A 23901-nucleotide genomic window follows, 5' to 3' on the forward strand; every position below is an offset into this window, starting at 1 on the left:
CTTAAAGAAATCAGTTCATGAAAACGTTTAAATTACATATTTATATTGTTGCAGGGTTACTGTTATTAGGTGCCTGCAAGCCCGAAATCCATACGCCAAAGCCGTCCGCAGGTTCTGTTGATTTTTCACGATACATTGCATTAGGTAATTCGCTCACTGCCGGTTATGCCGATGGGGGCTTATATCTTGCAGGTCAGCAGGTATCCTATCCCAGCATCATCGGCAAGCAAATGCAATCGGTTGGAGGGAACGCATTTACGCAACCGCTATTCAGCACGGCACAGGCAAATGGGTCCGGGTATTTATCACTTACCGGCTTTAATGCCGATGGCACACCGATTACAACTCCTGTAACTACCAATCTGGCAGTACGCGGCTTATTGCCTGTACCCGGCTTCGGAAACGTGACTTTATATACCAAATACACCGGCGATATCAATAATTACGGTGTGCCCGGCATTAAGCTGATGCATATCACCTACGCACCTTATGGCAACCTTAACGGGTATTTTGAACGACTGCTGCCTGGTAACGCGCCAACAAACTCCACCACCTATCTTGATTTTGTAATGTCGAAGCCATTCACTTTCTTCTCAAACTGGCTGGGGAATAATGACGCGTTAAGTTACGCCACATCCGGTGGGGCCGGCGACGTGCTGACAGATAAAAACACTTTTGCTGCCTTGTATAATGTATTGATCAACACCCTCACTGCCAAGGGGCAGAAAGGCGTAGTTGCAACCGTACCCGATGTAACCTCAATACCTTATTTTAATACCATCACCGTTTCTGCAATACTGGCCGGGGTGCAAAAAGCCAACCCGAATGCAAAAGCATTGTATATCAACGCGCTGGTTTCTGGCGGCACCCATGCGCCGCGCGTAGCAACAACTAACGATCTTATCGTACTTACCTTCCCCACAAGCAAGATCGGGCAGCCTGTTGCAACACCTGTCGGCAACCTGCCTTACGGTTTAACGCCTTATACGCCGATAGATAACCAATATGTACTTGACGAAAAGGAGGTTGCCCTTACCGGGGATTATGTAACTTCTTATAACACCACCATAAAATCTATAGCTGCAGCAAAAGGCCTGGCGGTATTTGATGCCTATACCTTTCTGCAAAATGTTAAACTGAACGGTCTGGTGGTTGACGGTGTAAGCGTTAACTCAAATTACATCAGCGGCGGTTTGTTCTCATTGGATGGGGTTCACCTTACACCGCGGGGCTATGCAATTGTGGCCAATGAGTTTATTAAGGCTATTAATGATAAATACAACTCATCAATACCACAGGTGAATATATCAGATTATAACGGGGTTAAGTTTCCCTGATCGTTAGTCAGAAGTCTTAAGTCGAAAGTCTTGAGTTCTAAGTCGATAAGGGTAAATCCTGACTTAGAACTCAAGACTTTCAACTTAGAACTAAATTATCCCGCAGCACTATCCGGCTCCGATTCATCGCCTGGCTCCCAAAGCTCAATAATGTTCCCTTCCGGATCGAGAATATGAACAAATTTGCCATAATCATACTCAGCAATCTCGTCAATAATGGTTACGCCACCTTTTTTTAATTCGTCTACCAGCGCAACGATATTTTCTACCCGGTAATTAATCATAAACGGCTTGGCCGACGGATTAAAATATTGGGTATCCTGCGGGAACGTACACCAGGAGGTGGACCCTATTTTCGACGGATCATCTGCATGCCGCCACTCAAACGTTGTTCCGTACTGGCCGGAAGGCAGTCCAAGGTTTTTGACATACCATTCGTTCATACTTTTCGGATCGTCGCATTTAAAAAATACGCCTCCAAGGCCCGTTACTTTTTTCATAGTTTATTGAGTTTGTATGATTAAGGTGCTATACAGAGAAATTTGTACACATCTTAAAGATTATTTAACATCAATTAAATACTTTATGATGTACAACGTTTTGAGCAATTTCCATCTATTTTAAAACATTACCAAATCCGTTTTCAGATTTTTGCCCACTACTGTGTCAATCTTTCGTTACAGTGCTGTATCGTTTTCAGATAGGTTTTTTACTTTTTAGAGCCTGTATAACCTCTTTTAACTTTTCGTTGCTGTTGATGGTTTTTAAACCCTCTTCATACCCTATCATATAAATTTCTTCGGCGGCATCGGTATCAAAAATACCATAACCACCCAAGCCACGCGGCTCGATAACTATATCGCACAACATTTTATGCGCATTGAGGCCCGAATTAATCGTTATCATGGCCGCCCTGTCAACCAGGTTCACAAAGGATTTAATTGTTGAAACAACAGGCAAATGGTTACAGCATGAACCTATGATGAGGTCACAATTGCCCACCAATGGTTCAACCGGAAAATTATTGAGTATGCCGCCATCAACAAACATATGATCGTTAATGATGATGGGCCTAAAAATACCTGGCAAACAGCATGACGCTAAAATTGCTATATCCAACTCGCCCTCGGTAAAATAAACCAGTTTTGCTTCTCCAATGTCGACCGCCGGAATGGTAACACGTGTTTTGAGGCTTTGAAAGGAATTATGCGGAATATATTTATTGATCAATACCCTGGCATGTGTTATTGAGATCAAACCATTGCTGCCAAATGCCGGGCGCAGCAATTTGAGCAGGCTGTTGTCTTTGATGACGCGTAAAATTTCTTTTGGGGTATATCCCTCTGCAAAAAAAGCCGCAGCTATTGCGCCTGCACTTGTGCCCGAGATATGCGAGAATTTGATACCATAATCGGTTAGGGCCTGCATCACCCCCAAATGGGCCACCCCTCTTACCCCCCCGCCAGACAGCACCAATCCTATCTTCTTTGAGCCGTTTTGATCAATATTTGTATTCATTTTATATAGGTTATCATCTGCCGTTGTTTATGGCAAGCTATGAGAACGATTGAGGTCAAGATATCACTTTAATAATAATTTACCTGCAAAATATTATTAAAACTTTCCTGCAAAACAGAAACCACTTCCTATTGAAGATTTCTCTTATCTTACATCCATGTTAATCTCAGTAGACAACCTCGAATTAAATTTCAAACAAAGCAACGATGGCGAATGGTGGACAATATTTAAACTAAAAACAATTCGATGTGAAGTTATATTTAATGAGAAAGTGTTTCAAAACAAAGCTGACGAAGACATAATTATAGATTGGAACTGCGTTGTGGAAGCAATAAAAGACCTTATAAATAACTTTGATACTTTAATGCGCAAATCGGAATATGCGCTTATAGCATTGCACCAGCAAATTTTTGACGACGAATTTTTGGATAAAAAAGGTTATTTCGATTTTTCAGGGATTGAAATAGTTGAATATAACACTCAAGGCTATAGATATGCTATTGATTTATGTTTCGCTCTACAATCGCATTTATCATTTGTTATGGACGATCTTTGTTATTATTCAAACTTCAAAAAACAGCCACATGGATTAATACTCTCAAATGTGCGACGAGAATAACGAAATAATTCGGCAACCCTACTTCTTCAAAAACGACATAGCCGCGGCACTGCCGACACCTAATGTTAACCCGGCAGCCACATCGGTAGGATAATGAACCCCGAGATACATTCTTGAATAGCTGGTGGCGCCCGCCCAAAAGAAAGATGGCGCTATCACATACCATTTAGGATAAGCTGCCGATAAAGCCGTAGCCGTAGCGAAGCTTGATGAAGTATGCCCCGATGGGAACGAGGTACCGCCCGCCCGGTAAACCGGCGTGATATTGATATTTTGAATAAATGGCCGCGGCCTTTTCACCAGGTGCTTGATCAGCAGCATAAAACCATATGATATGGCCGTGCTGCTGGCCACATAACCTGCGTTTTGGCGCATTTCTTTATTATTGCTTGCAATACCTCCTACCAGTAAGCCCGCCGGGATCCCGATATCGCCGTACAAAACATTCTTGCTCAGGAACATGAAAAAACCTGTTTGGCCGGGTGTGCGTTGATTTTGCAAATCGATCATGACACGGTCGTCCCAGCGCTGAACAGCAGGTGAGATAAATGCAGGACTATTTACGGTGACTTTCGCCGAATCGGCCTGCGTAAAAGCTTCGCCCGCAAAACAAATCAACAATCCCTGCAAATGAATTAAAACTACCAGGAATTTAAGCGGGGAGATCTTTTTCATAGGCGGTTTAGTAGCAATATCCACACTGCTAATTTAACTATAAATGCCTATTACATGGAGATTGTTTGTTCGCCGAAAAAGTAGAACCACAAAGAATGGATGACCAGAAGAATAAGACTTTTGAAACTTCGTAAGTCTGGGTTCTTCAACTTACTAAGGGTAGATACAAAGCAAAGATGCGTCCTATTATACACTTACCCTCATCTCTATCCCAACTTCTCAATAATCTCGGCGGTAGTACCCACCTGCCCTATTCTCGGGAAAATGTATTTAAAGCTGTGGGCATGCGCTTCGGGAAACATATCGGTCATGGCATCACTGGCAAAGGCTATATTGTAGGCATGCTCGTTGGCCGAGCGGGCAGTAGCTTCAACACCTATGCTGGTGGCTACGCCGGCCAGTACAATTTGCGTGACGCCTCTCTTTTGCAATTCCTCGTGCAGATCTGTATTATAAAAAGCGCCCCAGTTTTTTTTGGTGATAAAAATATCTGTTTGTTCGGTTTTAATTTCGGGAGCTATTTCGTTCCAGTCGGCGGGGAGTTCGGTCATGCTGTTTCTATTGTTGTCGCGCCTGGTTTTAAAAGCCGCACCGGTTGGTTCTACATGAACAACGACAATAGGCTTACCGGCCTTGCGAAAGGCTTCAACCAATTGAGCCGACTTTTCCAAAATGCCGGCCATTGGGTGGGCACATGTAAGCTGTACAATGTATTTCTGCAAATCTATCAGCACCAGTGCTGTATTTTGATCTAATGTAGTTATCATGGTAGTTGATTGTTTAATGTTTAAGAAATTGCTTCGGCGGGCTGCTGCATGGCTTCCATAGTTTTCTTTTTAAGCCTGCTGCGCCTTAAAAAAGCAAAATGTAAAACCCCTAAAAGCAGTGCTATCATACCTTCGGCCATAACCGTATCGGGCACGCCTATCTTTTGTGAAACTGCGCCAATAAGCAGTCCACCAAGCGGCTGCATCCCAAAAAAAGACATAGCATAATAACTGATTACCCGGCCTCGCATTTCGGGAGTCGCAGTAGTTTGGATAATGGTATTGCCAATGGTAACCTGCGACATCATACCAAAACCGATAATTGCTGAAAAAAACAGCGCAACAGGATAATTGTGCATATGCGAAAATGCTATCAGCCCTGCGGCAAATATCAGCGTATTAACGGCCAGAATCTTTTTTAGATCGGTACCGGCACTTAATGAGGCCAGGAAAATCCCGCCGCCAAAAGCACCAAGCCCTATAACACTATCTATAACCCCAAAAGTAGAGGCCGTTCCCTTAAATATGTCCTTAGCATAAACCGGTATCAGCGTACTGAAAGGCAGTACAAACAAGCTTATGGAAGCAAGCATCAGTAACATGAACTTTATAGTGGGTGTATTGCGGATGTATTCGAAGCCGTCTTTTAGATCGGCCAGTACATTTTTACCATGGGGCTTAGGAGCAAATTCAGGCAAACGCATCATCAGCAATGAGCCAATTACGGCAATAAAGCTTAGGGCATTGGCGCCAAAACAAACCGAATCGCCAAATTTTTCGATAATCAGGCCTGCTATCCCCGGCCCTATCAGGCGCGACAGGTTAACCATGGCAGAGTTAAGAGCAAGTGCATTAGGCAGGTCGGATTTATCATCAACCATTTCATATACCAGCGATTGCCTTGCAGGCACATCAAACGCATTGATTAACCCTAAAACAGCAGTTAAAGCCATGATTGCCCAAACTGAATAATAACCGAAAAACACCAGCCCCGTAAGTAAAACGGCCTGTATCATTGACGCCACCTGTGTAACCAGCAGCACTTTAAAGCGGTTATACCTGTCAGAAACCACACCACCCAGAAACGAGAACAGGAAGGACGGGAACAGGCTTGCAAATAAGCTTAATCCCAGCATAAACTTGGAATGTGTTTGCGAATAGATCACCCAGCTTACGGCGGTTTTTTGCATCCAGGTACCCAACAATGAAACGGATTGCCCGGCAAAATACAGCCGGTAGTTGCGGCTTTTAAAAGCGTTGAATGTACTTAACTTACTCATTTATCCCTTTCTGTCAGTTTTTATTAATCAAAGTCCACAAGTTTGGCCAGTGGCGCCAGGGCTTTTTTCATAATCTCCTGCTCCTCGGCAGTGCAGGTAGCTTCGAGCGCGCGGCTAAGCCATTCATCCTTTTCACTCCTTGATTTATGGATAAGGCTGATCCCCGCTTCCGAAAGTGAAATGATCACCTTGCGTTTATCCAGCTCGGAGATGCGTCTCTTGATCAATCCGAGATTAAGCAGGTTGCTCAGGATCTGCGACATGGATTGCGTGGTGATCTTTTCCATAGCTGCCAGCTCATTAGGCAAAATCTCCTCATGCTGAAAGATCAGTGCCATGGTTGACCGCTCGGTAAGCGAAAGCTTTTCGGCAGTAGCCGAAGTCTTCCTGATCTTTTTACTAAGCCGGCCTATAATAAACCTTAATTCAGAAGCCAGTTGGATCTCTTTTTCGTCACTCATATAATTAATCAGTTAAACTTGTAAGTTTACCTTACAAATATAGGAATTGTTTTGTTAAGGGAATGTAAACCTTGATTTTCTTGATTTGAAGATTTCCTGATTTAGGTTTTGGATACTGCTCAATAATTTTAATGCTAATCAACCTGCTATCAGGGGAATCCAGAATCCTAAAAATCCAGGTTCAAATCCCGGTTCAGATTTGCTATTTTTACCCCGTGCCTGCTCCTGAAAAGAAAACACCCGTAAGAAAGAAAGCGCCTGCCCGTAAAAAGCCGGTAGTTAAAGCAAAACAGCAGGCCAGTTTCTCCACCCAGTGGATAGTGGCTATAGGCGCGTTGCTGCTCATCCTGCTTTCTCCTTTTTATTATGGCTATATTTTAAAATTTGGCAGCGCTACCTGGCGGTGGATTATGGATGCCGGGGAAGACACGCATTATCGTAAATACAAGGACTTTAATATTCATATCCCTGATGGCTATACAGTATACGGCATTGATGTATCTTCATACCAGGGCCGCATTAACTGGAAACAGGTAAAGGCCATGCGCGAGGGCGATGTTCATATCAGTTTTGCATTTATAAAAGCTACCGAAGGCGTGCTAAGTGTCGATCCCTATTTTCAGCGTAACTGGCGCGAAGCACCTAAGGCGGGGATCATGTGCGGCGCCTATCATTTTTTTCTTCCGCAAAAAAGTGGCGTATGGCAAGCTAAGTTTTTCCTGCAAACCGTAAAAACTGAAAAAGGCGACCTGCCTATGGTGGTAGACGTGGAACGATTATATCGTACCAGTCCTGAAAAAATGCGTGAGCAATTAGAGAGTTTTATCAAAACAATTGAAACCCGCACTGGCATCAAGCCTATCATCTACACCAACCTAAAATTTTACCAGGATTACCTGGAAGGTTATTTTGATGGTTATACCCTGTGGATTGCACATTACTACCAGCCCAAGCTGCTTGTATCCAACAAAACAAACTGGAAATTCTGGCAGCATTCGGATAAAGCCCATGTTAACGGCATTAACCATGTTGTGGATTTTAATGTGTTTAAGGGCGATAGTACGGAGTTTGAGAAATTGCTGGTGCCGTAAGTAAAATCTCCTTAGTTAAATTACTGCTCAACGATTTTGGCTAAAGCCACCCGCCTCCTAAAATGACAAACCGTCGGTTAAAACCGACGGCAATGAAATAACAAATCTTTAACCAAATATTTTCAGACAAAGATATAAAACACTCCTTTGTCTGATGTGCAGCCATTATTACTACAAAATAAAAAACGTCATTGCCGTTGGTTTTAACCGACGGAAGTATGGTAGAAGTAAAAGGGGTTTAGCCAAAAAGCACTAAATAAAATAACCAGTCAATATCTCTTTTCTAACACGCAATAAATATGTATATTGATGTTAAAAACAAGAACAAACGTTGTACAAAAGAAAAATTGCCTTAGCTGCCAGCCATGTTCATAAAGAAGATGAAGATACGCTGGATGTGGAATTTTGGCTCAGCAAAAGCCCTTCGGAACGACTGGCGGAAGTAGTTCGCTTGAGGCGATTATATTTTATTTCATCAGGCAAAACCTTTCCAACCAAAATAGAGAAAGTTATTTTTAGAAGAAAATTGCAATAGCCAAGCAGATCAATTCGTTTGGTGGAAAAGTCTTCTAAAATACTTCTATCTAATATTGACAATATTATTTACTCAATTCTGCTTTTTATAATACAACACATACGATCCGCCCAAAATCGCCAGAAACACCAACGGCATAACACGGTTTGCCACCGGATCACCTAATGCACTATGTGCTATAAATGCCGAAACAAACACAAAAGTAAATCCTGCATAAGTCCACTCTTTTAGCCTGGCAGGCACTGGTACCAATAGTAATATTGCACCAATAAGCTTAGCTATTGCCAGTTCAATCCTGAAGTAATCGGGGAAGCCTAAATGATGAAAAGCTGCAGCCATTTCGGGCTTTGTTAAGTATGAATAGCATGAAAAAGCCATCATCAATGCTACAATAGCGGTCAGCATCCAGTAAAAAATTTTAGTTGCTTTCATTTAATGAATTATTTGCCGCAAACTTAGCTACCTTTGCTATTAAAAAGATACTACTATCCTAAAGGATACCGGTATCATTGGGGATAGCGAGTATGAACAACGAACAAATCATTCACAATAAAGAGACCTGCAAAGCTTCTGTAACCGCGGTACGCGATACGCTTTATGTAGTAAACGGCAAATGGAAGCTGCCTATGCTGGTAAGCCTGATGACCGGCCCTAAACGGTTTAAGGAACTTCAGCGCGACCTGGAAAGCATCACGCCTAAAATACTTTCGAAAGAGTTAAGGGAGCTTGAACTAAATGGCTTTGTTAAACGGACTGTTTATGATACCACGCCGGTAACTGTAATTTATGAACGTACCGAATATGCCGATACGCTTGGTAAGGTTGTTTCAGAATTGCGCGAATGGGGCATGAACCATCGTGAACATATTAAACAAATGAGCCGGGCTGAAGCCGATGCCAAAAAAACAATGGCAGTTTCATTATAATGTAGTAAATAGCTCTTCAGAATTTAGAAGTACAAAGCGCCTTTGCCTGGTAAGCAAAGGCGCTTTTATAAATGATAACATTACGCTTTTTTCTTCTCGGGGCGATGAGCGCTATCCCGGCTTGATGTTTGATCGGATCGCTGCCCGCCCGCATTACTGATGCCTTTTTGCTTCTGGGCATCATTGTGGTTCGTAAAGGCACGATCTGCAGTTGGTTTGCCCTGTGCGTCGGTGTTATTCTTAAAATGCTGTTGACCTTTCATAGTAGCTATATTTAAATTCAACAATGTTTATATAGTTACTACAAGCAAACAGTAATTGGGTTTTATAAAATTAGCCCCCACTATCCATTACCAGTAGTTGCATTATTAAGAAGTTCCATAGCTCCCTCTGCACCAAGGCGTTCCATTAAATTAAATTCTTTAGATTCCAGGCGGTTATAGTTTGTAAAAAAAGCCTCTATCTGGTCGGTAAGGCTGTGCGGCAGTTGAGCGGCATCATGCAAACCGGTAAAAATTTTTGATACTGCCGGCACTGCCAGCAACCTGTCGTTCCGGTAACGTTTCCCATCGGGACTGGTTTGTTCTACCTTAAAGGCGCCTATCAGCCGGCAATCTATCACACAGCCCGGAAAAGTACTGATCTCCGATATGACCAGCACATCCAGCGGATCGCCATCGCCCCCCACTGTATTGGGTATAAAGCCAAAATCAAAAGGAAAAACCATACCTGCAGGCAGTAGTTTTTTAAGCCTGAACTGATTGGTGATGGCATCATAATCATACTTATGGCCGCAGCCTTTAGGCGTTTCAACAATCACCGTGATCTTGTTTTCTAAATTATCCATGTACACATATTTTATAAACCCGGTATTTTAACCCCGGAAGCTTTCAAGTCCTGCAAAATGTTTTCCTGTACGGCCAGTTTGGTATCCTGGAAACCGTGTGCATGAACCCAAACATTAATCCCTACACGATAACCATCAGGATCTAAACCGGCAATACCTATCCTCCTGTCCGGAGTTTCCAATATGTTCTTTGATTTATCGATAGAAGAGTTAATGACCGATTTCACCTCATTAAAATCAATATTATTGGTAAACTTCAGCTCGATATCAAGCCTGCGGGTACCTTCCCTGCTGATATTGATGATCACTTCGTTTGAGAGCTTACTGTTAGGCATTATAACTATCCTGTTATCGAAGGTTTTAACAACGGTATAAAAGATTTGGATAGCGGTAACAGTGCCTTCAAGTCCCTGAGCTATGATATTATCACCAACAACAAAAGGTTTAAGTAGAAGGATGAGCACTCCACTGGCAAAGTTTTGCAGTGTACCTGAAAGTGCCAAACCGGCCGCCACACCAAAAGCACCAACAAGCGCGGTAAACAAGGTAATAGGCACCCCCATGATCTGTACAACTCCTAATATCAGCAGCACGCGTAGGATAACGCCCACAAGGCTTTGCAAAAAGGGTTTAATGGTAGGATCTATTTCCTTTTTCTGCATATGGCCCTGCCACCATTTAAGCAGCAGGTTAATGAGCCAAAGGCCGATGAACAAAACTACCAGCCCAATCAAAAAACTGGGTGCGTAACGGATCACCCAAATGTATACCTGTTCATAAAACTTTTCAATCTTCATAAAACAAACCGTTTAGCTTCCGCATAAAAACCACCTATGCTTAACGCATATTTGGGGTAAGGGTTTGTTTTAACAACCATTTAACACTTCAACCCTCCAAGTGTTAACAAATGTTAAAAGTGTTAAATTTCAATACGTTACCAATTTTAAGCTCTAATTTGGTATTAACTATTTGAAAAAACTTTACACTTTATCATGAGCTACAACAAGATCAACAACCTTTTGGGCTGGCTTTGTTTTACCCTTGCATCCCTTACTTACGTCCTAACTTTAGAGCCTTCGGTAAGTTTTTGGGACTGCGGCGAATTTATTTCCTGTGCCTACAAACTCCAGGTATCGCACCAACCGGGTTACCCGCTTTTTGCTATGATAGGCAAAGCCTTTTCCCTGCTTTCCATGGGCGAAAGGACAAAAGTTGCCTACTTTACCAACCTTGGTTCGGCACTGGCCAGCGGAGCTACCATTATGTTTCTATTCTGGAGCATAACCGCCCTTGCCAAAAAACTGCTTGCTATAAAAAATACTCCTGTTAATACAACCCAAACCTTACAAATAATGGGTGCCGGGCTAACCGGCGCCCTTGCATTTACCTTTACCGATACCTTTTGGTTTTCGGCAGTTGAAACCATTGTTTTTGCCTGGGCATCGTTATGTACAGCTATAGTATTCTGGGCTATTTTAAAATGGGATGCCGTTGCCGATGAGCCGCGAGCCGACAGATGGCTGGTTTTTATAGCTTATGTAATCGGCCTTTCTATCGGCATACACCTGCTCAATTTATTAACCATACCGGCTTTGGTAATGGTTTATTATTTCCGCAGGTATAAAAACATCAATGTAAAAAACGGGCTTTTGGCATTTGCCGTCAGCATCCTGATCCTGGCCTTTGTTCAGTTTGGGATAAGAGGATATACCATAGGCCTCGCCGCCAGGTTCGATCTGTTTTTTGTAAACAGTCTTGGGCTTGGTTTTGGCAGCGGCGTTTTGTTCTTTTTTTTGCTGATCATCGGCTTGCTTATTGCCGGGATCCGGTACAGCATCCGCAAGCAGAAACATCTTTTAAATATAAGCCTGCTATGCATTGTGTTTGTTTATTTTGGATACAGTTCTTTTGTTTATATCCCTATCAGGGCATCGGCAGGAACCAATCTGAACAACTCACACCCCAGCGACGCCTTTACGATGTATGAATATCTTAACCGTACCCAATATGGTGAAACACCATTGCTTAAGGGCCCTTACTTCGATGCCAAAATAACGGATGTTACCGATGGTACACCGCTTTACCGCAAAGGAAAGACGAAATACGAGGTAGCCTATAATAAGCCCAATTATGTTTATGACCACACCAGCATTCTGCCCCGCATGTGGTCGACAGAGGAGAATACCACCTACGCCCAGGATGCCCAGTTTTACCGCGACTGGCTGCAGTTGAGCGATAACGCTACGCCTTCCTTTTCGGATAATTTAAGATGGATGTTCAGCTGGCAAATGTACCAGATGTACTGGCGCTATTTTATGTGGAACTTTGTTGGCCGCTACAACGATGATGATATGGAAGGGCAGACCAACATGAATGGCATCGGCGGCAACTGGACATCGGGCTTGTTCAACAACGCCTCCAATACGCCTAAGTTTGTATTGAATAATGTTACCTATACGCCGCTTTATGCCCTCCCTTTAATAGTGGGCTTGCTTGGCATGTTCTATCACTTCAAAAAGCGAAAGAAAGACGCGCTGGTAATAACGTTGCTATTCTTTTTCACCGGGTTGGCTATAGTATTATATGTTAACCAGCCGTCTGTACAACCCCGTGAGCGCGATTACTCGTACGTTGGCTCATTTTATGCCTTTGCCATTTGGATTGGTTTAGGATTGATAGCGCTGATTGACATGATGCCTAAAAAGATCAGTCCGCGGTTTGCCACCATTGGCGCTTTTGTTATTTGTACAATTGTTGGCCCTATTTTACTGGCAAGCAAGGAGTGGAAAAACCACGACCGTTCAACCAAAATGGCGGCGCATGATATGGCTTACAATTACCTCATGTCCTGCCCTAAAAATGCCATTTTGTTTGATTTGGGTGATAACGACACCTACTCGCTATGGTATGACCAGGAGGTAGAAAACATTCGGCCGGATGTACGGATTGTAAATCTGTGCCTGCTGAGTGCCGACTGGTCGGTAAGGCAAATGCAACGCAAAATAAACAAGGCCGATGCGCTGCCCATCACCATGAGCTTTGATAAATACAAGCTCGGTACCCGTGACGTGATCAGGTATAATGATGCCAAAGTACCAGGTTATGTTGATGTAAAAGATATATTTGATTTCATTACTTCGGATGATAAACGTACGCATGTTGAATATACCAACGGTACCACCGAAAATTATTTGCCTACCAAAAACTTCAAGCTGGCGGTTAACGCCGATGATGTAATGAAAAATAAGGTGATCACACCTGAGCAAAAAGGCATGCTAACGGATACCATGAAATGGAAATTCCCTCCTAATTATATCACCAAAGAAAACCTTGCCATGATAGATATACTTGCCCATAACGACTGGAAACGGCCAATTTGTTTCACTACATCTATTGGGCAAACAAGCATGGTTGGCTTACAGCCATATTTGTACCAGGAAGGTTTTACCTATCGCCTGTTGCCTTTCAAAACTGATTCATCGTTAAGAGATCAGCTTTCAAAGATCAACAGCCTGGTGATGTACAGCAACATGATGGATAAGTTTAAGTTCGGCAATTTCAAAACAGCCAAATACCTTGATCAGCAATCAACAACCATGTTTTTTCCGCAAATGGTGTCTGCTTTTTCTGATCTGTCGGCGACATTACTGAAAGAGGGCCATCGTAACCTGGCACTTAATACCCTGCACAAATATGAAAAGGTGATGCCTGATATCAACCCCAATTTCATGACCGCACAAGGCAAAATAACAATGGCCGATACCTCGTATAAGTTGGACTATGCCAGGCTGGGTAATAAATTGATCAAAAGTGTTAACACCTACCTAACCGATCAGCTTGATTATAACTACCATCAGTTGCAAAAAGATACAGGTCGGTTAAGTCCGCGCGATGTGCAGATCAGTATGCAACTTCTCAATGATATGGCAGCCATTACTCAAAACGGCAACCAAAAAGAACTAAGCGGTCAAATAATTACACAACTTAATGACTATGCCGAAAAGTTTAAAAGTATTCTCCAGCTCTAAACAACCAATATATATACTATGGGGCAGGCTATTTGATTTAGCCTGCCCCTTTTTTATACTTTAATAATTCACATACTTTTCTTCAAAAGTACCATCGGCATACAGGTCTATCAAACCATAGCCGGGAGCTGTTTCCCGGCGGTTACCCTCCCACCATGCACCGGAAACGGCGCCGTTGCACAGGTAAGTAACATTGTTATAAACCACCTTATCGCGCATGTGCAGGTGACCGCTCAGACATAATTTTACGTTAGGGTGCTGGTAAAACAGGTTGATGATTTTAGCAGTATCAGTATGCATGTCGCCGCCAAGCATTGTCCACTTGTTTACAATATCATCCTCTATCATCAGTAAAGCGGTCAATATCGGTATGTGCGACATGACCATTACCGGCATATTGGCATCTGTAGCTTTCAGCTCATCGCTAAGCCAGGTAAGCTGCTCATCGCCCAGCTTACCTATATACCAGGTATTATCAATATCTAAATGCACACTATCCAGCACAATAACCTTCCAGCCATTCTTAACCATACTATAGTAGGGCTTTACAAGCTGTAACTTATCCAAAGCGTATTTTTTTCCGTAGATGACCTGGCCTTTGTCGTCCTCGTACCACCAGATATCGTGGTTGCCCAAACAATAATGAACGGGCAAACTGCATTCATTTTTCATGATGTTTTGCACCAGTTTCCATTGATCATTGATGGTGCCGATATTTTCCTTGTTCATATCAAAAACAATGTCGCCGCCATTTAATACCATATCAACCTTTGGCGTTTGCTGCTGCAGGTGATGGAGACACCTGGTAAACCTGGCAGGGGCATCAAACTTATCCTTCAGGTGCACATCAGTAATGTGGGCTATCCGTAATGATGGCTTTGCAGCCGGTGTTGTATTGCCGAGTGCTAATGAAGGTGCCAGAAGCAGGCCGCCTATATTTTTTAATGCTGATCTTCTTTCCATAATATAAAAGCTGCCTCCCGGGTTCAGGCAATTTGAGGGTTAAAAATACATTTATAATATTGGTGAGCCACGGGAATTTCTGTTAAACTTTTATTAAGAAAATAATGACCGAAACATCCATATAAAACAAAAAGCCTTCCGCGTTAGCAGAAGACTTAATAGATTTGTGTAGGGAAGGTTAAAATATTATTCCGGGGCGCTTAGCCATTAATTATTGAAGATATGGCCTGCCTGCCATGTACTCATTTACAGCCCCGGCAATGTATTTATTGTTGTAACCCGTTTCTTTGTTTTGCAAAACTGATTTATAATAAAGCAGCAGAAAATCGTACACACCCAGTTCGTGAGCCTGCTGCCTGGTCTTAAACAAGCGGTTCATACTCATTTGAATAAGGCTGATCACAAGCAGGTTCAGATCCTGCGGCACCGTGCCGGATGAAATAAGCTCGGCAAGCAATAAAGCTGCCGGTCTGTTGTTTAAACTCCGGTACCTGAGCAGGTCGTTGCCTGCAACCGCGGCACCTTCGGCAAAAAGGCCCTCAATCTTGTTGCGGTAATGCCTGTATTTAAAAGTCAGTTGCTTTGAAAGCAGGTTATCATAATTAACGTCCGGATATGATGAAGCTAAAAGCAGCTCCATAAGCTCGTTTTTTTGTTCGATCTGAAAATCAAAATCATTCAATAGCCTGTCAATTGATAACAGCCCCCAGAGCCACCTCAGCTCTTCAAAGTTTTCGGTCATATCCGCTCTTGATATAAGACTGGCTATTGCAAGGCTATCATTAAAAAACAACTGCTCAACAAGCTCAATCGACGCTTCTCCGTAACGTTCCAGTTCACGCTCGTAGGTATCAAACTGCACCTTCCAGATTTGCTTTGATTTAATTAAGGCCGAAAAGCAATAGTTAATATTTTGAATGACCCTGCCCAATGCAAATACAGAAGCCAGATGGACCCTGAAACGAATATGAGGTTCAGGATCAGCATAACGTACATAAAACCATTGATCAATCAAGTCTTCATGGTAAAGCTTTTTGCTTAGCTGTATCAGCTCATTACCTATCACATGTTCGGCAGTTTCAATACCACAATACAGTTTTACGTACAACCATTCATCACCCGGGAAAAACTGGCGTTTAGCCGCATTTGTATTAAGCGGCCCCATACCGGTATATTTGCCGGCTACTTTTTCGCCCCGTTTTAAAACAGCCACAAACTGGTTACCGATAAGCTTTTCATCCTTCTTTTTAAGCATGATATTATCGCGTTCGCCAATGTATTCCTTTAAAATAATTTCATTCTTTTTCTTGCATGACGAAAGCCATGCAGCAACCTCAAGCCTGCTGTTGGTATGTACAACCAATTCACTGTCAATATCTGTAAAAACAAAAGCCTCGGGCAGATCCCAGTATTTAACAAACTTCGCCCACGCTTCGTTGTAATCGACAGCCAGTTCTTTTAGCAGCTGCTGTAAATCAGCATTGGTGATGTACCAGGTTTTTAGGGCTAATATTACGCCTTCATAAACTACCCTTGGCGTTTTGGTTACCCCAAGTTTAGGTAATATATCAAGATTAAACCCAAGCTCGTATTTTGAATCCTGGCATTGCAGATCGGCCAGGAACCGGTACACGGGTAAGGCCGTCATACCGTAATTATATGCTGTATTTAAGCGGGGGATAATCCTTTTGCCTGATTTGGCCGAACGCAGCACAACGTTGTTCCCTTTAACAGATACAAGCAGATCTGTTAAATTAACTTCCTGGTCACCGGTGCTTACCGGCGTTTGAAACTGGTAATCCCGATATGGTGCAGAGGTAAAGCTCCCCAGGTAGTCATCAGGCGAGTGTAGAATTTCGGCAAATATAGCCGGCTCATAAATACGGGCTTCAGTTTCGGCTATTTCATCAAGGATCTGGCCAAAATTCCGCTCGGCATTGGCCAAACGGCCAAACATAGCAGTGCCGGCCGGCCATCCGCAAAGTTCAAGGTACAGCAAGGGCTCATCATGGCCCGAAATACGGAACATTACCGAAAAACTTGGTGGCAATTCATCATCGTGAGGCTTAATACTATCAAACTGCGATTTTTGTAGATGGATAATTTCCTGCCCGGGATTGTTAACAATTTGCCCGATAAGCCACTTCACAGCACTGGTATATTGCAGATCTTCATTATCAGTTGTATAGCCCAATGCTTCTTTATAACAGTTTACGGCATAGCCAATACCTTTTTCAGGATCAAGCGCTTCTGTTAGCAAAATCTCCCGCTCATGATAGCGGTCGCGGAAACGTTTTATAAACGTTTCCAGGTTTTTACTTTGGTGCCTGGGTGTGATCCGGTTAAGCAGATCAATGGCATCAAGCAATTTATCGGCATACACTTTATCAAGCGTAGCCGAATCTGCCTGCCTAAAATAATCAACCTGCAGCAATGTCCCCTCTGAGGCATCACCTGGCAAATCTTTCAAAATCATAGCAACCTTATTATTTTTTGTAATTACATTATCGATGCCGGTCAGCACCTGCTTAACGGTATTCAGTTTTGATAAATAGTTTTGTGCCTGTGCACTTTGATGTGACAACCGGGTAAAAATGCCAATAGCCTGGTCAAGGTATTCCCCGCTCTCAATACACGGTTCAAGCTCACTCCACAAAACCTGGTTTTTAATCAATTGGTCCAAAAAAGCAGCGGCATCTTCCGGAGCTCTGCCAAGTGTTTGCGTTATAAATAAGTCTATCGAATTATATGTCCTGGCGTTTTCACAAAACCCGATAACCGCCTGCAGATCGTCAGATATCTTTACCGGCGATGCGTTGTATTTACCACAGTTTACAGTTTGCCGGTCAACTTTATGGTAGGTACCGTTTAAGGTATACAGTGTTTTATTTGCCCTGTAACTTAACAATGTCCGTATGACACGGTTATTTAAAATTTGACTGTTCAAATTAACCGCTGCGGCAACATTAAGCCTTACGTGCTGGTAAGCATCCCCAAGCTGTAAATCGGTCGTATCTCCCCAGGTAACAGGAGCGCAACCTGCAAATAACCCTGACGGATTGGTGCCAGTTGCACTCCTGTTAATAAATTTGGCAAGGGTTATTTCAAGCTTCTCCAGTTTTTTCGCGTCGGTGATGTTATCTATATGCAAAACCGCTTCATACAGATCTTTAGAGGTAAGCCAAAGCGCCTGCATAAACAACTCATCTTTTGTGAATGTCCTGATGGTTTTTTTATTAATTGCTTCCACGCAATCAAATGCAGAAAACCTAAGCATCAGGCCTGATGAAAATTTATATTGCTCGGATAATTTGGCTGTTTTCATAGTGGTTACCTCTAATGGTGGCCGCTTTATTTAGGCACTAATCCTTCACTACAATCACCCGTATTTAAACAGGTTGATACCTCTCAATTAAAAGGCCGTGCCTGTGGTAGTAGTCGTTGTATCAACAGTAGTAGTACCAGCAAGCAAATACCCTGCGTTATTTTTTAATGTAGGATTTGAAATTATGCGATTTAAAATCTGTACTTGTTTAATTTGGATTTTTGGTAAAGAAGCTTTGTCATGATTTTTCATAATTTTAAACTTTTAAATGGTTATGAATTATTAGTTATTTATCCGTGATAGGATAAATGTGGTTAACAGGCTTTTACTCGAGAAAAATTTAGTACCAATGCCTGTTTATGAATGACCAAAACCGTATTTAAGAGTGACAAAAAAATAACGAGAGGCCCTTACAGCGAATAAGGAGAGTCCCAAAACAATATCTCAGAGCTTGTTTTTGGGAGATTATTTATATTTTTTATGAGGGAGTAATTATTTTTTTAGCAGGCTTGAGTATTAAGTTCTTTAACACTTTTTTCGTCTCTTCTTTACGAATTTGAAACGCTGATCAATGACATACACAATACTATGATTGTGATCTCGCAATGCTTTGGAGATTTAAGAAAATTTGACAATAAGCTCTTTAACTAACCTGAATATCAACAATTAACAATATCAAGTTGCACAATATATAATGAAGCTAAAAATAATAATGCAGCATTTGCTGTTTTGGTTCGGCTATATGCTTTACGAATCAATCATAGGCTTTTTTGGCGTTGGTGTAAATGTTTTAGGTACGCTATTAGCATTTACTGTAAATACCAGCGTATTTTATGCAACCAGTAGTTGCTTTAGCTCATTAAAAAAGCGTATAAAAAACCCCGTACTACTATTTTTATTGATGTTTTGTGCCGTTTCTGTTATTGTAGCAATATCTATGATATTTAAAATATTTGTAGATATGATCCTTGACCATATCAAATTCAGCGATGATATCAACAAAGTACGGATAACTGCTCTTATAATGCGTTCAATTTATTTTGTGATGATGGGTTTAGCTTACTCAGTTTTTAGAGAGGTTTTACAAAAAGAGAGAGAAGTAGCAACACTGGCAAAGAAAGCCCTTCAGGCCGAACTAAACGTCATCAAATCACAGATCAATCCGCACTTTGTATTCAACACACTCGGCTTTTTATATGCTGAAACTTATAAGAAGCTTCCGGAAGTAGGGCAGTCAATCATCACACTTTCGAACATTATGCGGTATGCATTAACCAAAAATGAGGACGGGTTTAGCAGCCTTGAAAGTGAGCTTGCCTATATCAAAGACTTCATAAAAATTCACGAAGACCGCAGCAAAGCTTTTTTTATGAAGATAAGTATCGAAAGCGGTGTCATTCCGTATAGGGTAGTATCATTGGTTTTAATTACCCTTATCGAAAACATGTTTAAGCACGGCATTTTCAATCAAAGCACAAAGGAGGCTGTGCTGAGCATTACTGTTGAAAATGGGACGCTGCATTTTTATTCACTTAATTATAAAAACAATAATAGCGTTAACAAAGTACAGTCGAACGGGATAGGGTTAAATTATATTCGCGAAAGATTAACGGACGAATATGGCCGGGACGGATTTGAACTATTGGTCAATGAAACGCATAACAGCTACGAGTGCAAACTTACCATGCCTTTAAAGTATCATGAAAGTAATTAACTGTATTATAGTTGAGGATGAACCTTATGCCATTGATATTTTAAGTGATTTTATATCAAAGGTACCTTTCATTAACCTTACCGAAACGTTTACCAATCCTATTGAAGCATTATTGTATTTAAAAGGATCGGCGACTGACCTCATTTTTCTTGATATAAACATGCCCGAGCTTTCGGGTATCGACCTGATTAAAATGCTGCCTAAAAGCACGGAGATCATCATAACATCAGCCTTTAGTGAATTTGCGCTGGCGGGATTTGAAAACAATGTGCTCGATTACCTGCTTAAGCCCTTCGCTTTCGACAGGTTTTTACAGGCTTCACAAAAAGCCCTTGATAAGCTAATACTGCTTTCATCTAATAAGCCGGCCCCGGTGATCGACCTGCAGCCAAAGTCCGACTCATTTTACCTAAAAACCGATCACGGTAAAATTGTGCGCATCAACTTTGAGGATATTATTTATATAGAAGGGCTTAAAAATTACTGTTCGGTTTTTACAGAAAATGAACGACATATCTCGCTGGTGAGCATGAAAACCTTGGTTGACACCCTACCCCAGGAAAATTTTGCACGAACTCATAAATCATATATTATTGCTTTAAAGCGTATTAAAGCTATTGATGGCAACATGGTAATATTTGATAAGATCAAAGAAAAAATCCCCATCGGGGTTACCTACCGTGACAGCTTTTTTGCCATGCTTAACAATAAAATGTTCAGGTAAATTATACTTTGCCTTTCCGTGCCTTTTCTGATTTAAGGAACTTTAGCAGCAGCCCGTACAAAATACATTCATGCAGGCGCTGCCGGTTACTGAAATAACGATTAACTGCCATATGGATCACGCTGCTTAAAAACTTCGGATTCCAGTTGATACTGTAGTTTTGCAGCAATAATTCTACCTGCATTCTTTTTTGCTGAAGTAGGTCGTCGTATGCCAAAAGCAGAGTATTTAAACTACCATGATATTTCCGGTATAACTGATCAATTTGTATTTTGACAGCCTTATCATCAAACTCGGCAAAAAAATAGGCCTGCTGCCTTTCAACAAATTGCAGCTGATCGTTCAGATCCGGGCTCATCAGGTTTAAGTAATCCTTGATCAGCCAAAAAATAAGGAGCCAGTCTTCAGTGTCGTAACGGTTACTTTCAAGCAACCTGAACACGTTGCAGCAAAATGAAGTTTCAATACAAAAAAGCGCCTCGGCCTGTTCAATCTGTTGCCCATAGCGTTCCAGCTCACGTACATAGGTATCAAGCTGCACAACATGTACCTGTCCGCTGGTTAAAAATGGTGACAGTGCCTCCCGAACGGCCAGGTAAACATTCTGAAAATCAACCTCATCGAGCAAATTAATCCTAACCCGAATGTGATTATCCGGGTCATGATACCTGATAAAAAACCATTGCTTTATTTTAACAGTACCGGAATACGTTAACAGTTCATCCAATTTTAACAGCACCTCGTTGGCGATATTACTGCTGAGATATAGCTTGATAAACAACCACTCGCTGCCGGGAAAAAAATTACGCTGAAGTGTATTTTCAATATATTGGAAATATAGGGGCTTCAAAGGCCTATCGAAATGGAAGGGTGCAACAAACTGGTGCATATAAGGATCGCCATCCACATCTTGTACAATAGCCTCATGCTGAAGGTGAATACACTCAGATAAAATCAAAACCGGGGACTGCTTTGCTATTTCCTTTGCAAATACCTGTATACTAATTTCATTTGCAGTATCAATCAGTAATTCATTATCGCCCTTTATAATATAAAATTTATCGGGCAGCAACCACTCATCCCTAAAGCTATTAAACAAATCGCTGAATTTTTCAGCCTTGCAAAGTTCATCTAAAATAGCGGGCGTAAACTTCCAGGTGGCGCGGTGCAGGATAACGCCAAAGCTGGTTTCAACACGTGGAAAAAACACAAAATCTTTTGAAAGTGCACCCCAGTTAAAACTTAAGCTGCCATTGCCCCGCTGGTGCTGGATATCGCACAAAAAGGTGTAAATGGGGTGCTGCGACCTGTTATAATTATAGGCACTGCTTAAGCGCGGAACTACTTCCCGCTGATGTTTTTTTGAAAACAATTTAAAAACGCCCTGCTCAAGCTTTATGTAGATATCGTCAAGCTTCAAAACCGAACTGCCCTTGGCATCATCAATATAAGCCAGTTCATGAGGCCAGAAAGGCGGGTGCATCATAACGTTTAAGATCCGTTCTTCGGGCATATGGATCACTTCGGCAAACATGGCATCCGGGCAGTTGGCGATCTCCTTTGCCGCTATCTCTAAACCTGTTTTATAAATTTCGGTATCCCCAACTGCAAACCTTGCTATCATGCTTAAAGCGCCGGGCCCGGTAACTCTCTCCAGGTATACCATATCGTTTTCAAAAAGCTGAAAAACCGCCGACATGGAAAACGGCAAATGATCCGGGCTGCGTTCCTTGGCAAAATCATCGGGTATAACAACTTTATACTGTTTTTCAATTTTGGCGCGGTTTAACAGATTAAGCATTTTAAAATCTATCTCTGTATAATCCACCCATGAAGGCCCCCCTTCGCTTCCGGTATACAGCCCTTCTGTAAAAAGGGTTTCATGCTCATACCATTGCCCGTATTCAATTCCCGTATCGGTGTCAAATGCCTCCAGGAGCGGTACGCTCTGCTCCTCATACCTTTTCCCGAACCTGCCTTTAAACTGCTCAATCCTTTTATTGAGAGCCATGGCACTCATATTATTAAGCAATGCAATCGCCTTAGCTATTTTCCATTGCAATGATTGGTCAAGTTCCCGGCTTTCCGGCTCGTTAAACCTGGTTACATGTACCTGGTCTTTAAGTTCCTTGCCGGTTATTTGATTAGCAATTTGTTCAATAGCGGTATATAACGAAAACCAGTTTGAGCTTTCAGCATTTCCATTATTAACTTTGTTAAGCAAATCGACCAATTCATTAATGGTATCGCTTAATTCCGGATCATCAGTCTTTTGCAAAAAGACCGGAAAATCATACCCTATTGCCGGTTCAAATGCTGGTTTTAGCAGTTGCCCTTCAATAAGGTCATTAATAAACACTATGAAATCATCAGGCTCAAAATCCGGGAATTTTTCGAGCAGTTGTTGTTTATTCCATATTTTATCACCAACAACAGCAACTACATCATCAAGTACCTCATTGCAGGCAATCGCACTCACCTGGTAAACCCTTTGGTTATCAATAATTTGATAAGTAATAAATCGTAAATCTCCCCCCACTTTATAAAGGGTATTATTTAGCTTATATCCTGCAGATAATTGATTGGCATTTTCAATTTGTTTGGCAAGCGAAAAACTCACCACAGCGTCGGGCACTGCATGTCTCCTGAACTTTGCCGTAAGTTTTACTTTATTTGCAGCCCCCCAGTAAACTGATGAACAACCCGCAAACAGCCCAAACGGCGTAGCCCGGTTTGCCATACGGGCCATATATTTATAAAAACTTGATAGTAATTGAGCTTCTTTAGCTTTTGTTTGCTGCCCGTTTGCAAAAAAAGCATCCAGCTCATTATAAAGCGATTTACTTGCCAAGTAGATACTTTCCTTGATTAACCTGTTATTCCATAATGTAAGCAAGCTTTTTTTATCAAGCTTTTGCCTGTACGACAAAGCAGCCGAGCGTAAAATTAAACCGTTAATAAAATTAACTTTCATTTGGATGTACAGGCAAGGTTCAGTATGTAAACAGCTAATTTAAGTAAAAGCTATTTTTATTGGCAGGTTTGTTATGAGTGTTGTCTATTTCTTTGTTTATAATATGATTACCACAAA

General features: G+C 41.8%; 22 protein-coding genes. 8 read left to right on the forward strand and 14 right to left on the reverse strand.

Annotated features, from left to right (window positions below):
* Window positions 1-17: 17 nt before the first annotated feature.
* Entirely contained in the window at window positions 18-1337 is a 1320-nt protein-coding gene (locus ACP26M_RS13755; protein WP_426580646.1) for an SGNH/GDSL hydrolase family protein, read from the forward strand.
* A 95-nt stretch (window positions 1338-1432) separates the two neighbouring features.
* Here ACP26M_RS13755 and ACP26M_RS13760 read toward each other — a convergent pair whose 3' ends face one another.
* Window positions 1433-1837 (reverse strand): VOC family protein, encoded by a 405-nt coding sequence (locus tag ACP26M_RS13760; protein ID WP_426580647.1) that lies wholly within the window; start codon window positions 1835-1837, stop codon window positions 1433-1435.
* A 196-nt stretch (window positions 1838-2033) separates the two neighbouring features.
* A complete protein-coding gene (locus ACP26M_RS13765) occupies window positions 2034-2855 on the reverse strand; it encodes a patatin-like phospholipase family protein (protein ID WP_426580648.1) in 822 nt (273 codons plus the stop codon).
* A gap of 157 nt (window positions 2856-3012) precedes the next feature.
* On the opposite strand from ACP26M_RS13765, the gene ACP26M_RS13770 reads away from it, so the two are divergent.
* Complete coding sequence (locus tag ACP26M_RS13770; protein ID WP_426580649.1) at window positions 3013-3474, forward strand: hypothetical protein; 462 nt, start codon at window positions 3013-3015, stop codon at window positions 3472-3474.
* A gap of 18 nt (window positions 3475-3492) precedes the next feature.
* On the opposite strand, the gene ACP26M_RS13775 is transcribed toward ACP26M_RS13770, so the two are convergent.
* The 4 genes from ACP26M_RS13775 to ACP26M_RS13790 form a co-directional block, all read right to left on the reverse strand.
* A complete protein-coding gene (locus ACP26M_RS13775) occupies window positions 3493-4149 on the reverse strand; it encodes a phosphatase PAP2 family protein (RefSeq protein ID WP_426580650.1) in 657 nt (218 codons plus the stop codon).
* Window positions 4150-4355: 206 nt separating this feature from the next.
* The gene (locus tag ACP26M_RS13780) at window positions 4356-4916 is read right to left on the reverse strand and encodes an isochorismatase family protein (RefSeq protein WP_426580651.1); all 561 of its coding nucleotides are present in this window, start codon (window positions 4914-4916) and stop codon (window positions 4356-4358) included.
* A gap of 20 nt (window positions 4917-4936) precedes the next feature.
* Complete coding sequence (locus tag ACP26M_RS13785) at window positions 4937-6196, reverse strand: MFS transporter (protein WP_426580652.1); 1260 nt, start codon at window positions 6194-6196, stop codon at window positions 4937-4939.
* Window positions 6197-6219: 23 nt separating this feature from the next.
* The gene (locus tag ACP26M_RS13790; RefSeq protein WP_426580653.1) at window positions 6220-6657 is read right to left on the reverse strand and encodes a MarR family winged helix-turn-helix transcriptional regulator; all 438 of its coding nucleotides are present in this window, start codon (window positions 6655-6657) and stop codon (window positions 6220-6222) included.
* A 131-nt stretch (window positions 6658-6788) separates the two neighbouring features.
* Between ACP26M_RS13790 and ACP26M_RS13795 the strand changes: the two genes are divergently transcribed.
* Entirely contained in the window at window positions 6789-7748 is a 960-nt protein-coding gene (locus ACP26M_RS13795) for a glycoside hydrolase family 25 protein (protein WP_426580654.1), read from the forward strand.
* A 331-nt stretch (window positions 7749-8079) separates the two neighbouring features.
* Window positions 8080-8283 (forward strand): hypothetical protein, encoded by a 204-nt coding sequence (locus tag ACP26M_RS13800; protein ID WP_426580655.1) that lies wholly within the window; start codon window positions 8080-8082, stop codon window positions 8281-8283.
* 72 nt (window positions 8284-8355) lie between these two features.
* Here the strand turns inward: ACP26M_RS13800 and ACP26M_RS13805 are convergent, their stop codons facing one another.
* Window positions 8356-8715 (reverse strand): DoxX family protein, encoded by a 360-nt coding sequence (locus tag ACP26M_RS13805; RefSeq protein ID WP_426580656.1) that lies wholly within the window; start codon window positions 8713-8715, stop codon window positions 8356-8358.
* A gap of 92 nt (window positions 8716-8807) precedes the next feature.
* On the opposite strand from ACP26M_RS13805, the gene ACP26M_RS13810 reads away from it, so the two are divergent.
* Window positions 8808-9209: a winged helix-turn-helix transcriptional regulator gene (locus ACP26M_RS13810; protein ID WP_090523849.1), complete on the forward strand. Its 402-nt coding sequence runs from the start codon at window positions 8808-8810 to the stop codon at window positions 9207-9209.
* Window positions 9210-9289: 80 nt separating this feature from the next.
* On the opposite strand, the gene ACP26M_RS13815 is transcribed toward ACP26M_RS13810, so the two are convergent.
* The 3 genes from ACP26M_RS13815 to ACP26M_RS13825 form a co-directional block, all read right to left on the reverse strand.
* Window positions 9290-9472 carry a hypothetical protein gene (locus ACP26M_RS13815; RefSeq protein WP_426580657.1) on the reverse strand — a complete coding sequence of 61 codons (183 nt, stop codon included), beginning with the start codon at window positions 9470-9472 and terminating at the stop codon, window positions 9290-9292.
* A gap of 80 nt (window positions 9473-9552) precedes the next feature.
* Window positions 9553-10056 (reverse strand): inorganic diphosphatase, encoded by a 504-nt coding sequence (locus tag ACP26M_RS13820; RefSeq protein ID WP_426580658.1) that lies wholly within the window; start codon window positions 10054-10056, stop codon window positions 9553-9555.
* An 11-nt stretch (window positions 10057-10067) separates the two neighbouring features.
* Window positions 10068-10853 carry a mechanosensitive ion channel family protein gene (locus tag ACP26M_RS13825; protein WP_373614399.1) on the reverse strand — a complete coding sequence of 262 codons (786 nt, stop codon included), beginning with the start codon at window positions 10851-10853 and terminating at the stop codon, window positions 10068-10070.
* A 195-nt stretch (window positions 10854-11048) separates the two neighbouring features.
* Here ACP26M_RS13825 and ACP26M_RS13830 point away from each other — a divergent pair, with 195 nt between their 5' ends.
* Window positions 11049-14084 carry a protein O-mannosyl-transferase family gene (locus ACP26M_RS13830; protein ID WP_426580659.1) on the forward strand — a complete coding sequence of 1012 codons (3036 nt, stop codon included), beginning with the start codon at window positions 11049-11051 and terminating at the stop codon, window positions 14082-14084.
* 60 nt (window positions 14085-14144) lie between these two features.
* Here the strand turns inward: ACP26M_RS13830 and ACP26M_RS13835 are convergent, their stop codons facing one another.
* From ACP26M_RS13835 to ACP26M_RS13845, 3 genes are all read right to left on the reverse strand, one after another.
* A complete protein-coding gene (locus ACP26M_RS13835) occupies window positions 14145-15047 on the reverse strand; it encodes a metallophosphoesterase family protein (RefSeq protein WP_426580660.1) in 903 nt (300 codons plus the stop codon).
* 211 nt (window positions 15048-15258) lie between these two features.
* A complete protein-coding gene (locus ACP26M_RS13840) occupies window positions 15259-18372 on the reverse strand; it encodes a lantibiotic dehydratase (RefSeq protein ID WP_426580661.1) in 3114 nt (1037 codons plus the stop codon).
* 87 nt (window positions 18373-18459) lie between these two features.
* Window positions 18460-18624: a hypothetical protein gene (locus ACP26M_RS13845; protein ID WP_426580663.1), complete on the reverse strand. Its 165-nt coding sequence runs from the start codon at window positions 18622-18624 to the stop codon at window positions 18460-18462.
* Between the two features lie 442 nt (window positions 18625-19066).
* Here ACP26M_RS13845 and ACP26M_RS13850 point away from each other — a divergent pair, with 442 nt between their 5' ends.
* The gene (locus tag ACP26M_RS13850; protein ID WP_426580665.1) at window positions 19067-20086 is read left to right on the forward strand and encodes a sensor histidine kinase; all 1020 of its coding nucleotides are present in this window, start codon (window positions 19067-19069) and stop codon (window positions 20084-20086) included.
* Window positions 20073-20810, forward strand: coding sequence for a LytR/AlgR family response regulator transcription factor (locus tag ACP26M_RS13855; RefSeq protein ID WP_426580667.1), 738 nt, complete (start codon window positions 20073-20075; stop codon window positions 20808-20810). The genes ACP26M_RS13850 and ACP26M_RS13855 overlap by 14 nt, the downstream gene beginning before the upstream one ends.
* 1 nt (window position 20811) lies before the next feature.
* On the opposite strand, the gene ACP26M_RS13860 is transcribed toward ACP26M_RS13855, so the two are convergent.
* Complete coding sequence (locus tag ACP26M_RS13860; RefSeq protein WP_426580669.1) at window positions 20812-23784, reverse strand: lantibiotic dehydratase; 2973 nt, start codon at window positions 23782-23784, stop codon at window positions 20812-20814.
* Between the last annotated feature and the right edge of the window lie 117 nt (window positions 23785-23901).

The sequence above is a fragment of the Mucilaginibacter sp. R-33 genome (genome assembly GCF_049949235.1).
Classification (GTDB): Bacteria; Bacteroidota; Bacteroidia; order Sphingobacteriales; family Sphingobacteriaceae; genus Mucilaginibacter.